This window comes from Gordonia sp. (in: high G+C Gram-positive bacteria), from assembly GCF_012515855.1.
Lineage (GTDB): Bacteria > Actinomycetota > Actinomycetes > Mycobacteriales > Mycobacteriaceae > Gordonia.
The window spans coordinates 46,636-58,869 of the sequence record NZ_JAAYXO010000191.1 but is presented as its reverse complement, the minus strand read 5'-3'; the positions used below and the strand labels follow the sequence as shown (position 1 = coordinate 58,869).

The window sequence follows — 12,234 nt, the reverse complement described above, 5'->3', positions numbered from 1 at the left end:
TTCGCCGAAGGGATCGCCTCGGCGCCCGCCGACTGGCACATGCTGCAGCCGATGTGGGAGAGCGACTGGTCGCAAGCCCGCCGCGACCGGCTCGGCGTGAGCGATCCAGAACCGAGCTAGGAGGACATTCAGCGGTGAAGATCGGGATGATCTGCCCCTACTCCTTCGACGTTCCCGGTGGCGTGCAGGCGCACGTGATCGAACTCGCGGAGGTCTTCATCGGGCGCGGCCACGAGGTGCGGGTGCTGGCGCCCGCGGGCCCGGAGGTTCGGATGCCCGACTATTTCGACTCGGCCGGCCCCGCGCTCGGCATTCCGTACAACGGGTCGGTCTCGCGCGTCTCCTTCTCGCCCAAGGCGTACCACCGGCTGCGGCGCTGGATCGAGGTCAACGAGTTCGACGTCCTCCACGTCCACGAGCCGAACGCGCCCAGCCTGTCGATGCTGTCGCTGATGGTGGCCACGGGACCGATCGTCACCACGTTCCACACGGCGACCACCAAGTCGCTGTGGCTCACCGTGTTCGACTCGATGCTCCGGCAGTACCGGGAACGGATCTCCGGCAAGATCGCCGTCTCCGAACTGGCTCGACGATGGCAGATGGAGTCGCTGGGCAACGACGCCGTCGAGATCCCGAACGGGATCGACGTCGCGTCGTTCACCGACGTGCCGCCGCTCGACGGGTACCCGAAGCCGGGCCGCACCGTGATGTTCCTCGGCCGCTACGACGAACCCCGCAAGGGCATCGACATCTTGATGCGGGCGCTGCCGCGGATCGTCGAGCAGTTCCCCGACCTCACCGTCCTGGTCGTCGGAGGCGGCGACGAGAAGGCCTTGCGGCGCCGTGCGGGTGACCTGTCGGGGCGCCTGCATCTGCTCGGCATGGTGGACGACGAGACCAAGGCGCGCGCGCTCGCCAGCGCCGAGGTGTACGTCGCGCCCAACCTCGGGGGCGAGAGCTTCGGCATCGTCCTCGTCGAGGCGATGGCGGCGGGCGCCGCGGTGGTCGCCAGCGATCTGGTCGCGTTTCAACGCGTCCTCGACGGCGGCACCGCCGGGCGCGTGGTGGAGACGGGTTCGCCGAGCGCGCTGGCGGAGGCGGTCGTGGACCTGCTCGGCGACGAGGACGAGCGTCAGCGGTTGATCGCCCGCGGTCGGGCACGCGCGGAGCAGTACGACTGGTCGCACGTCGCAGACGAGATCCAGCGGGTCTACGACACCGTCACGCTGGGCGCGGGTCCCGTCGTGGTGTCGGATTGAGGCGGCGATGATGACCATCAGCGACATCGTGACGATCGTCGTCGTCGCGACCGCAGGCGCCGGGCTTCTGTGGCTCGCGGTGCTCTCGATCACTCGAGCCACCAGACTCAACCGGCTCAACGTCCGCGTCGACCTCGCCTTCGAAGCGTTGACCGCGGCGCTGGAGCGCCGCGCGGTGGTCGCTCGGGCCATCGCGGCCGAAGACCCCGAGGCCGAGGGAGCGGGGGCGCTCGCGGCCGCCGCGATCGATGCCGAGGCGGCGTCGCGCGAGACCCGCGAATCCGCGGAGAACGACCTGTCGGTGGCGCTGGCCAGGACGTCTTCGACCAATCGGTCGCACGCGCTGGTCGCGGAACTCGCCGATGCGCAGACCCGCGTCACCGTGGCGCGCCGCTTCTACAACGACGCTGTGCGCGATGCGCGGGCGCTCGGCGGACGTCGCATGGTGCGCTGGCTCCGGCTCGGCGGGCACTCGCGTCTGCCCGAGTATTTCGAGATCACCGAGCGGGTCAGCGGCACCCTGTGAGCGACGGTGAACTCGATCGGGTTTACTTGTCTGGACAATCGAACCACTCGACAGGGAGATCAATCAGTGGCCACTGAGGCTCAGAACGCACCCGCTACCGGTACCGCACGTGTTAAGCGCGGCATGGCCGAGATGCTCAAGGGCGGCGTGATCATGGACGTGGTCACCCCCGAGCAGGCGAAGATCGCCGAAGACGCCGGCGCCGTGGCGGTCATGGCCCTCGAGCGCGTGCCCGCCGACATCCGCGCCCAGGGCGGCGTGTCGCGGATGAGCGACCCGGACATGATCGACGGCATCATCGAAGCCGTGTCGATCCCGGTGATGGCGAAGGCCCGGATCGGCCACTTCGTCGAGGCGCAGATCCTGCAGAGCCTCGGCGTCGACTACATCGACGAGTCCGAGGTCCTGACTCCGGCCGACTACGAGAACCACATCGACAAGTTCGCGTTCACCGTCCCGTTCGTCTGCGGTGCCACCAACCTCGGTGAGGCCCTGCGCCGCATCAACGAGGGCGCGGCGATGATCCGGTCGAAGGGTGAGGCAGGCACCGGTGACGTCTCGAACGCCACCACCCACATGCGCCAGATCCGCCAGCAGCTGCGGCGTCTTTCGTCGCTGCCGGAGGACGAGCTGTACGTGGCGGCGAAGGAGCTGCAGGCCCCGTACGATCTCGTCGTCGAGGTCGCCAAGGCGGGCAAGCTGCCCGTCACGCTCTTCACCGCCGGTGGAATCGCCACCCCGGCCGACGCTGCGATGATGATGCAGCTGGGCGCCGAAGGCGTCTTCGTCGGCTCGGGCATCTTCAAGTCGGGCAATCCGGAGCAGCGCGCCGCCGCGATCGTCAAGGCCACCACGTTCCACGACGATCCCGATCAGCTCGCACAGATCTCCCGGGGTCTGGGTGAGGCGATGGTCGGCATCAACGTCGACGACATCCCGCAGCCGCACCGCCTCGCCGAGCGCGGCTGGTAGAGAAGCGGGCGAGGAAGTTCGCGGCCGGGCCGTCGCCCGATCACGTCGGGTCGTACACTTTCATCGACGTGAACTGGTACATCAAACCTGGCCCATCCGGGCGACAGCAGTCGCGGACATAGTTCGCAGGGGAGCGCAATGACCGAACCGAAGATTCTGCGTGACGAGGCGCTGACCGGCCGAGACGAGGTCGGTGGTCTTGTCGTGGACTGGGCCGTGGTCTGTCACGTCGGACGAGTTCGAGAAGCGAACGAAGACGCGGCCCTGGCGCTCCCCGGCCGGTACATCGTCGCGGACGGCATGGGCGGCCACGACAGCGGCGAGCTCGCCAGCGAGGCGGCTCTGCTGACGCTGGCCGAAGCCGAGATCGGCGACGGCCCCGAGGCGACCCGCGCGCGGGTGGGCGAACTGCTGATTCAGGCGCAGGACCGCATCGGCGAACTCGGCTCCGAGACCGGTCGACGCGCAGGAACCACCGCCACCGGCGTCGTTCTGGCCGCCGAGGACGAGACCCCGCAGTGGGTCGCGTTCAACATCGGCGACTCGCGAACCTACCTGTTCACCGCCGGCGAGTTGCGTCAGGTCAGCGTCGATCACTCGCAGGTGCAGGAACTGGTCGCGGCCGGTTTCCTGACGCCCGCCGAGGCCCGAGTCGACTCGCGGCGCAACGTGATCACCCGTGCCCTCGGCGCAGGCATGGCGGTCCCGGTCGCCGACTACTTCTCGTTCCCCGCCAAACCGGGCGACACCATCCTGCTGTGCTCGGACGGGCTCGACGGCGAACTCACAGACGACGAGATCGCCGTGATCCTCGAAGCGTCGCCGGACAACCAGATCGCGGCGGCGGCGTTGGTCGAGGCGGCACTGGAATCCGGAGCACACGACAACGTGACCGTCACCGTGCTGTCGGTGGTGGCAGAGTCGGCCGCGGAAGGCCCTGAGGCGGCGGCGGCGGAAGAACTCGAGGCCTGATCAGCTTTGCAACCGGAGATGACGACGACGTTCGCCGAGTTCTGCGGCGAGCGTTTTCCGGTTCTCTCCGGGCAGCCGTTCTACATCGGTCGTGAGGCGACGCTCACCGTCGACGACAATCCCTACCTGCACCGGCGCTTCCTGGTGCTGCACGATGACGGCGGGATGTGGTGGCTGACCAATCTGGGAACCCATTTGTCGGCGACGGTGACCGCCGCTGATCTCGGTTTCAGTGCGACCCTCGGACCGGGGGCGCGGATGCCGCTGGTGTTCGGCCGGACGAGCATCGTCTTCACCGCCGGACCCACCACCTACGAGATCCAAGTGCAGGCGGGCTCGCCGAACATCTCGGCGCCGACCGTGGAGAACCTGGTCGGCGGTGACACCACCCGGGGCGTCCCGAACTTCACCGACAGCCAGCGACTGGCGATTCTGGTCCTGGCCGAGGCGATCCTGAAGCGAGACGGCACGGGTGCCAGCGCCATTCCGAGTTCGGCGCAGGCCGCGGCGCGGCTGGGCTGGTCGCTCACCAAGTTCAATCGCAAACTCGACAACGTCTGCGACAAGCTGGATCTCATCGGTGTGGCCGGGATGCGTGCCGGCGGCGGCAAGCTGGCGAGCAACCGGCGACTCCGGCTTGTCGAGTACGGCTTGTCGACCCGCGTCGTGACCCGCGACGACCTCTGGTTACTCGATGCGGAGTACGCCCGCAATCAGGCCTCTGACCAGCAGTGATGCCATGGGGAGTTCTCCCCATCGACGGGTGGTGCGAACCCCCATAACGTTCTCTTCAACAGCAGCGGAACACCTCGTTCCAGCGCAGATGAAGGGACAGAGAAATGACCGTTACCGCACTCGCCCCCACCGCACTGACCCCCGTTTCAGCGAACACCGGCAGCGTGAACCGTCCGCGGTCCGCCTCGGCCGTCGACCGTCGTCGCCGCGAGGCGCTGGCTCGGCTGAGCGCTCGGGTGATGCCGCTTCCCGGTCAGCCCGTCGTCGGTGTCGCGCCGCAGGTCGCGCTCTCGGTGGTTCGCGACGAGGTCGTCGCGCCGAAGCTCCCGCAGCCGATGCTGACCGACCGCGAGGTCGAGGTCCTGCGCACCTGGTTGATGCTCGACTCCAAGCCCGCGGTGGCACAGGCCCTCTTCATCTCGCTCGGCACGGTCAACACTCACCTGACCCGCATCCGCGCCAAGTACGCCGACCTGGGCCGCCCCGCGTCCACCAAGGCGGCCCTCGTCGCCCGGGCCATTCAGGACGACATCGTCGACATCGACGAACTGTAAGTCGCGGGCCGGCGCTGCCGCGGGCGGCCGAGGGTCAGCGGCGGTCGAGGGTCAGTGGTGGCCCAGCATCGGGATGTTCAGGCTCGCCGCGGGGACACCGAAGGCATCGACCAGGTCCTGAGCGTGGGGTCGCAGGTCGCGGCACAGGTCGTTGACACCGCGCCGGATCGCCTTGCCTCGTTCCACGCTGACGTGACGGTGCATCAAGAACCAGCCGAGGTCGTCTTCCAGCAACGAATAGACGAACAGGTTCCGCACCTGCTTGAGCACCGTGCGTGTCGGCCGATCCGCCACCCGGCCGATCACCTCGACGAAGCTCTCCAGCACGATCCGCTCGATGTGGGCCTGACCGACCTTGACCAGGTGATCCTGGGTCTCGGTGAACACCTCGAGCGGATCGGCGTCGTCGTCCTTGGCGCGACGCATGCGGGCCGCCGCCGTCCGGGTGAGGTGGTCCTCGCGATCTCGAAGCAGCCGCAACTGGGTACCCGGATGGGTGAGGGCGCTGTTCTCCGGATCCTCGTCGGAATCGTCGAGAAGGGTCTGAACCACCTGGCGCGCCGCGGTCTTCTCCAGTGCGTAACTGGTGGCCATATTGGCCACGAAGCGGACCCAGCCCACGGCGTCCAGCCCCTGCACGTCCTCGGCGTACGCGGTGAGCTGCTCCTTTGCGACCAACTGGGTGAGCACCAGGTTGTCGCCCTCGAAGGTGGTGAAGACGTCGATGTCGCCGCGGAGCAGCGGCAGCAGATTGTCCGCCATGTAGCCTGCTCCGCCGCACGCCTCGCGGGCCTGCGAGATCGCCGTCTGAGCGAGGGCGGTGTGGCCGGCTTTGATGGCCGCAGCCTTGGTCTCGAGGAGCCGGATGTCCTTCGGGTCGACAGTCTCGGGATCGGCGGTCTGCAAGTCGTGGAGTTCGGCGGTGACCTCGTTCTGGGCCACCGCGAACGCGTAGGCGCGGGCAACGAGGGGCAGCAGTCGACGCTGGTGCGTGCGGTAGTCCAGCAGCAGCAGCTCGTCCTCGCCGCCCGGCGCCTCGAACTGCCTGCGCCCGAGGGCGTAGTTCACCGCGATCGCCAGACCGTAGCGCCCCGCGGCGCCCGCCGAGGCGCCGACGGTGACGCGACCGCGAATCAACGTGCCGAGCATGGTGAAGAACCGGCGGTTATCGGATTCGATCGGACTGGAGTAGGTGCCGTCGGCGGCGACGTCCGCGTATCGGTTCAGCAGGTCCGCGCGGGGGATCCGGACGCGGTCGAACACGATCCGGCCGTTGTCGACGCCGGGAAGCCCGCCCTTGTAACCGCAGTCCGAGGTGGTGACGCCCGGGAGGTCGTCGCCGTTCTCATCGCGGATCGGCACCACGAAGCAGTGGACGCCGCGACCGGTGGGCTCCTCACCGGGGCCGCCGGTGATCAGCTGTGCGAAGACGGCCGCGTAGCGAGCGTGCTCGGCGGCACCGCCGATGTAGTCCTTCCGTGCGTGGAAGGTCGGGGAGTGGATCTCGAACTCGCCGGTCGTCGGGTCGTAGGTGGCGGTGGTCTCCAGCTGCTGGACGTTGGATCCGTGGCCGGTCTCGGTCATCGCGAAACAGCCGAGAAGGTCGAGGTCGATCAGCCCGCGCACGTACTTCTCGTGGTGGGACGCCGTGCCGAGGTTCTCGATGGCTCCGCCGAACAGGCCCCACTGGACGCCGGCCTTGACCATCAGCGAGAGGTCGCCGTAGCCGAGGGTCTCGATGGCGGTGACGGCGGCACCGACATCGCCGGTGCCGCCGTGCTCGGGACGGAAGCCGGCCGCCGGGAAGCCCAGCGGCACCATCTGCTTCATCTGGTCCAGGACCCGCTCGCGATAGTCGGCGAGCGAGAGTCCGTGCTGGGGGACCAGCGTCTGCTCGTCGATCTGGCGGCGGACCACGTCGCGGGTCTGGGCCCATCGGCCGTCGAGAACCGCCTGCAACTGGGTGGTCAGGGTGTTCGGGATCGTCTCGGGGCGCAACGGGGTCGACTCGGTGCTCGTCTCGGTGGTCATGGCTCCCGACCCTACCTGCGGCGGCGCGTCCTGGACTCGATGCGATAATCACCCCTGTGGCGACCATTGAAGAGATCCTGGCGGTGGAACGGATCGACAACGACATCTATCGCGGAGGGTCGTTCCCCTCTCACCTGCGTCGAACGTTCGGTGGACAGGTCGCGGGCCAGGCCCTCGTCTCGGCCACGCGGACTGTCGACCCGAAGTACGCGGTCCACTCGTTGCACGGCTATTTCCTGCGGCCGGGCAAGCCCGACAAGCCCGCGGTGTTCCTGGTCGACCGGATTCGCGACGGGCGCTCGTTCGTCACCCGTCGGGTCACCGGCGTGCAGGACGGCGAGGCGATCTTCTCGATGTCGGCCTCGTTCCACATCACCGACGACGTCGGCATCGAGCACCAGGACGAGATGCCGGTCGCGCCCGACCCGGACACCTTGCCCGACCTGAGCGAGAACGTCACCGGGACCCAGAAGACCCTGTTCGCCGAGTGGAACAACTTCGACATCCGCATCGTCGACCAGGCGGAGACCAAGCGTGCCCGCGGCATCGCGGCGCAGCAGCGCGTCTGGTTCAAGTACAAGCATCCGCTGCCCGACGATCACCTCCTGCACGTCTGCACGCTGGCCTACATGAGCGACATGACGCTGCTCAGCTCGTCCGCGGTGATCCACCACGACGTGAAGACGCAGAACGCCTCGCTCGATCACGCCATGTGGTTCCTGCGTCCGTTCCGCACCGACGAATGGCTGCTCTACGACCAGACGTCGCCGTCGGCCGGAGGCGGTCGGTCGTTGACGCAGGGCCGGATCTTCGACCGCCGCGGCCGTCTGGTGGCGGCTGTGACGCAGGAAGGGCTCACCCGCCGCGGGGTTCCGGAGTCCGCGGCGTCGATCATGCGGCCGGTGGAATGACCGCGCATATCGGCGTGCTGGCCCTGCAGGGCGATGTCCGGGAGCACCTTGCGGCGCTGTCCGCGTGCGGAGTCGACGCGTCGCCCGTCCGGCGACGCGCCGAACTCGACGACATCGACGGACTGGTGATCCCGGGTGGCGAGTCGACCGCGATGAGTCGTCTGCTGGGAGTCTTCGATCTCTACGATCCACTGGTGGAGCGCTTGCGCGAGGGCCTGCCCGCCTACGGGTCGTGTGCCGGAATGATCATGTTGGCGTCGCGGATCCTCGACACCCGTGCCGATGCGCGGCACCTCGACGCACTCGACATCACCGTCCGTCGTAACGCGTTCGGACGGCAGGTGGAGTCGTTCGAGACTGACCTGTCCTTCACCGGCATCACCGACGCTCCGGGCGCCGATCCGATGCGCGCGGTGTTCATCCGTGCGCCGTGGGTGGAAGAAGTCGGCGGTGACGTCGAGGTTCTGGCCACCGTCCCGGACGGTCCGGCTGCCGGGCGTGTCGTGGCGGTGCGCGAGCGCAATGTGCTCGCGACCTCCTTCCATCCCGAAGTCACCGGAGATGTTCGCGTGCACCAGTTCTTCGTGGATATGGTGCGCTCAGCGTAGTATTTTTTCTCGGCTGCCCGTCGGGCAGCCGACTGCTCCAGAAGGGACCACCGCATGTCCGGCCACTCCAAATGGGCCACTACGAAGCACAAGAAGGCCGCGATCGACGCCAAGCGCGGCAAGATGTTCGCCAAGCTGGTGAAGAACATCGAGGTCGCAGCGCGTACGGGGGGCGGTGACCCCGACGGAAACCCGACCCTCTACGACGCGATCACCAAGGCCAAGAAGTCCTCGGTGCCGAACGACAACATCGAGCGCGCGCGCAAGCGCGGCGCCGGTGAAGAAGCCGGTGGCGCCGACTGGCAGACCATCATGTACGAGGGCTACGGCCCCAACGGCGTCGCGCTCCTGATCGAGTGCCTCACCGACAACCGCAATCGCGCGGCCACCGACGTGCGCGTCGCGATGACCCGCAACGGCGGCAACATGGCCGACCCCGGGTCGGTCTCGTACCTCTTCACCCGCAAGGGTGTCGTGATCCTGCCCAAGGGCGATCAGACCGAGGACGACATCCTCATGGCGGTTCTCGACGCCGGCGCCGAAGAGGTCACCGACAACGGCGACACCTTCGAGGTCGTCAGCGAAGCCGGCGATCTGATCGCCGTGCGCACGGCCCTGCAGGAAGCCGGGATCGACTACAACTCCGCCGACCCGGACTTCCGCGCGTCGGTCGAGGTAGCCGTCGACGCCGTAGGCGCCCGCAAGGTGTTCAAGCTGATCGACGCGCTCGAGGACTCGGACGACGTCCAGAACGTCTACAGCAATGTCGACATCAGCGAAGAGGTGCTCGCCGAGCTCGAGAACGACTGATAGGCTCTCGAACAAATGTTCTGGTCGGGCCGTGTCGGCCCGACCTGGTTCGAGAGGTGAGCCGGAGTGCGAGTTCCCGGAATGCGTGTTCTAGGTGTCGATCCCGGTCTGACACGGTGCGGCATCGCACTCGTCGAGGCCGGAGCGGGTCGCACAGTGACCGCGCTCGACGTCGACGTGATTCGCACTCCGGCTGACATGGCTTTGGAGCGAAGGCTCCTCGAGGTCCACCGCGCCGCGGTGCAGTGGCTCGACTCGCACCGCCCCGACGTGGTGGCGATCGAGCGGGTCTTCGCTCAACGTCAGGTGAGCACCGCGATGGGGACCGCCCAAGCGGCCGGAGTGATCGCGTTGGCCGCGGCCGAGCGCGACCTCCCGGTCGGCTTCTACACCCCCAGCGAGGTCAAGGCGGCGGTCACCGGGTCGGGGCGTGCCGACAAGGCGCAGGTCACCGCGATGGTCACCCGCATCCTCGGGATGCAGACACCGCCCAAGCCCGCCGATGCCGCCGATGCCTTGGCGTTGGCCATCTGTCACTGCTGGCGCGGCCCGGTGAACCGTCGCATGGAAGAAGCCGCCGAACAGGCGAGGGTGGCGCAGAACCGTCACCGCGCTCGACTCAAAGCGGCTCAGGAAGAAGCGCGGGCGATCGCCGGCGGAAAGGCAGCTCTGTGATTTCGTCGGTGTCAGGTGAGGTCATCGATATCGCGCTCGACCACGTCGTCGTGGAGTGCGCGGGAGTCGGCTACCGGGTTCTCGCGACCCCGCCGACCCTCGGCAGTCTGACGCGCGGGGCGCAGGTCCGCCTGCTCACCGCGATGATGGTCCGGGAAGACTCGATGACGCTGTACGGGTTCACCGATCCGGAGGCCCGCGATCTGTTCGGCCTGCTCCAGACGGTCACCGGCGTGGGTCCGCGCCTGGCGATGGCGACTCTTGCCGTCCTCGAACCGGAAAGTCTGCGCCGCGCGTTGGCCGAGTCCGATGCCAAGGCATTGACCACGGTGCCCGGAATCGGCAAGCGCGTGGCCGAGCGTCTCGTCGTGGAACTGCGCGACAAGGTGACCGCGGGCCCGGTCGGCGCCGCGGTGCCCGGCGCGCCCGTCGCCGCCAGTGTCGGAGCACAGGTGGTCGAGGCGCTGGTCGGCCTAGGGTTCACCGAGGGCGCGGCCGAGAAGGCCGTCGCCGCGGTGCTCGCCGATCATCCCGGCGCCGATTCGGCGACCCTCCTGCGCGCCGCGCTGACCTCTCTGGGACCGCGTCGATGATCGACGGTTTCGGTGCGGCAGAAGAGTTTGGCGCAGAAGAGTTCGAGACAGATGAGTTCGAGGCAGGGGAGTTTCTCAGCGCCTCATCGGTCGACGGCGACCGCGATCTCGATGCAAGTCTGCGTCCGAGCAGTCTCGGCGACTTCATCGGTCAACCGCGCGTGCGAGAGCAGTTGGAGCTGGTGCTGCACGCGGCGCGCGCCAGGGGACGCACGCCCGACCACATCCTGCTCTCGGGCCCGCCCGGACTAGGTAAGACCTCGCTCGCCATGATCATCGCGAGCGAGATGGGCGCCGCGATCCGCATCACGTCCGGTCCGGCGCTGGAACGCGCGGGCGATCTCGCGGCCATGCTGTCGAACCTGGTGGAGGGGGACGTCCTCTTCATCGACGAGATCCACCGCATCGCCCGGCCCGCGGAAGAGATGCTGTACCTGGCGATGGAGGACTTCCGCGTCGACGTGGTGGTCGGCAAGGGGCCGGGAGCCACATCGATCCCGCTCGAGGTGGCGCCGTTCACGCTCGTCGGTGCGACCACCCGCTCAGGCGCCCTCACCGGGCCGCTGCGCGACCGGTTCGGGTTCACCGCGCACATGGAGTTCTACGAGACGGAAGAACTGGTCCGCGTACTGCTGCGTTCGGCCAAGATCCTCGGCATCCCGATCAGCGACGAGGCCGCGATCGAGGTCGCCGGACGATCCCGCGGCACCCCGCGCATCGCCAACCGCCTGCTGCGACGGGTTCGGGACTACGCCGAGGTCCGCGGCGACGGCACCGTCGATCTGGGCGCGGCGCGTGCCGCGCTGGCGGTGTACGACGTCGACGAACTCGGTCTCGACCGTCTCGACCGTGCTGTTCTGAATGCTTTGGTCCGCGGTTTCGGCGGTGGACCGGTCGGCGTGTCGACCATCGCGGTGGCGGTCGGGGAGGAGCCGGCCACCGTCGAAGAGGTGTGCGAGCCGTTCCTGGTGCGTGCGGGAATGATCGCACGGACACCACGCGGGCGGGTCGCCACGGCGGCGGCCTGGCAGCACCTGGGTCTGCAGCCGCCTGCGGGAGCACTCAACCAGGTGCTCGGGGTGCGAGCGCGCGAGGACGACGGCGGCACCCTGTTCGGTTGATCGGGCGGCGCGCCGCTGTCCGTGCGGCGTGCGCAATCGTGACGCGACCGGCACCTGTGATTCGGGTGCATCCGGTGAGCCTGGCACACTGGTTCCCATGGAATCTTTGATCCTCCCGTTGATGCTTGCTGCCATGGCAGGCTTCATGTTCTTCAGCATCCGCAATCAGAAGAAGCGCGCCGCCGCGATGAGCGAGATGCAGAGCTCCCTCGAAGCGGGTGCGCGCGTCCAGTTGCACGCGGGCCTGTTCGCTACCGTTGTGGAAGCCGACGAAGGCGACACCGTCAAGCTCGAGGTGGCCCCCGGCGTGGTGACCGAGTGGAACCGGCTCGCGATCCGCGAGGTCGTCGCACCCGAGACCGACGCCCCGGACATCGAGTCGATCGACACCGAGTCGATTGACGACGAAATCGGGTCCGAGAACGTGTCGCTCGACAAAGACCAGAACGAAGAGAAGTAGAACTTAC

General features: G+C 68.0%; 14 protein-coding genes and 1 pseudogene. 14 read left to right on the top strand and 1 reads right to left on the bottom strand.

Annotated features, from left to right (window positions below; translation table 11 throughout):
* From GX543_RS13795 to GX543_RS13765, 7 genes and pseudogenes are all read left to right on the top strand, one after another.
* Positions 1-120: pseudogene (locus tag GX543_RS13795) on the top strand (phosphatidylinositol mannoside acyltransferase); the annotation flags it as partial.
* Between the two features lie 14 nt (positions 121-134).
* A complete protein-coding gene (locus GX543_RS13790) occupies positions 135-1,259 on the top strand; it encodes a glycosyltransferase family 4 protein (RefSeq protein WP_290852661.1) in 1,125 nt (374 codons plus the stop codon).
* 10 nt (positions 1,260-1,269) lie between these two features.
* The gene (locus GX543_RS13785) at positions 1,270-1,785 is read left to right on the top strand and encodes an NUDIX hydrolase (RefSeq protein WP_290852668.1); all 516 of its coding nucleotides are present in this window, start codon (positions 1,270-1,272) and stop codon (positions 1,783-1,785) included.
* A 66-nt stretch (positions 1,786-1,851) separates the two neighbouring features.
* The gene (gene pdxS / locus GX543_RS13780) at positions 1,852-2,757 is read left to right on the top strand and encodes a pyridoxal 5'-phosphate synthase lyase subunit PdxS (RefSeq protein ID WP_290852659.1); all 906 of its coding nucleotides are present in this window, start codon (positions 1,852-1,854) and stop codon (positions 2,755-2,757) included.
* 138 nt (positions 2,758-2,895) lie between these two features.
* A complete protein-coding gene (locus GX543_RS13775; protein WP_290852657.1) occupies positions 2,896-3,729 on the top strand; it encodes a protein phosphatase 2C domain-containing protein in 834 nt (277 codons plus the stop codon).
* Positions 3,730-3,747: 18 nt separating this feature from the next.
* Positions 3,748-4,464 (top strand): hypothetical protein, encoded by a 717-nt coding sequence (locus GX543_RS13770; protein ID WP_290852655.1) that lies wholly within the window; start codon positions 3,748-3,750, stop codon positions 4,462-4,464.
* 104 nt (positions 4,465-4,568) lie between these two features.
* Positions 4,569-5,018, top strand: coding sequence for a helix-turn-helix transcriptional regulator (locus GX543_RS13765; protein WP_290852653.1), 450 nt, complete (start codon positions 4,569-4,571; stop codon positions 5,016-5,018).
* Between the two features lie 51 nt (positions 5,019-5,069).
* On the opposite strand, the gene GX543_RS13760 is transcribed toward GX543_RS13765, so the two are convergent.
* The gene (locus GX543_RS13760; RefSeq protein WP_290852651.1) at positions 5,070-7,049 is read right to left on the bottom strand and encodes an acyl-CoA dehydrogenase; all 1,980 of its coding nucleotides are present in this window, start codon (positions 7,047-7,049) and stop codon (positions 5,070-5,072) included.
* Between the two features lie 56 nt (positions 7,050-7,105).
* Here GX543_RS13760 and GX543_RS13755 point away from each other — a divergent pair, with 56 nt between their 5' ends.
* The 7 genes from GX543_RS13755 to yajC all read left to right on the top strand — a co-directional run bounded on the left by GX543_RS13755 (position 7,106) and on the right by yajC (position 12,227).
* Positions 7,106-7,960 (top strand): acyl-CoA thioesterase II, encoded by an 855-nt coding sequence (locus GX543_RS13755; RefSeq protein WP_290852649.1) that lies wholly within the window; start codon positions 7,106-7,108, stop codon positions 7,958-7,960.
* Positions 7,957-8,568, top strand: coding sequence for a pyridoxal 5'-phosphate synthase glutaminase subunit PdxT (pdxT, locus tag GX543_RS13750; protein ID WP_290852647.1), 612 nt, complete (start codon positions 7,957-7,959; stop codon positions 8,566-8,568). The genes GX543_RS13755 and pdxT overlap by 4 nt, the downstream gene beginning before the upstream one ends.
* Positions 8,569-8,622: 54 nt before the next feature.
* On the top strand, positions 8,623-9,378 hold the full coding sequence (locus GX543_RS13745) for a YebC/PmpR family DNA-binding transcriptional regulator (protein WP_290852645.1): 756 nt from the start codon (positions 8,623-8,625) through the stop codon (positions 9,376-9,378).
* 81 nt (positions 9,379-9,459) lie between these two features.
* Positions 9,460-10,053, top strand: a complete 594-nt coding sequence (gene ruvC / locus GX543_RS13740) for a crossover junction endodeoxyribonuclease RuvC (RefSeq protein ID WP_290852644.1) — start codon at positions 9,460-9,462, stop codon at positions 10,051-10,053.
* Entirely contained in the window at positions 10,050-10,646 is a 597-nt protein-coding gene (ruvA, locus tag GX543_RS13735) for a Holliday junction branch migration protein RuvA (RefSeq protein WP_290852642.1), read from the top strand. Before ruvC ends, ruvA begins: the two co-directional genes overlap by 4 nt.
* Positions 10,643-11,767 (top strand): Holliday junction branch migration DNA helicase RuvB, encoded by a 1,125-nt coding sequence (ruvB, locus tag GX543_RS13730; RefSeq protein WP_290852639.1) that lies wholly within the window; start codon positions 10,643-10,645, stop codon positions 11,765-11,767. The genes ruvA and ruvB overlap by 4 nt, the downstream gene beginning before the upstream one ends.
* Positions 11,768-11,864: 97 nt before the next feature.
* Positions 11,865-12,227, top strand: a complete 363-nt coding sequence (gene yajC, locus GX543_RS13725) for a preprotein translocase subunit YajC (RefSeq protein WP_290852638.1) — start codon at positions 11,865-11,867, stop codon at positions 12,225-12,227.
* Positions 12,228-12,234 lie beyond the last annotated feature (7 nt).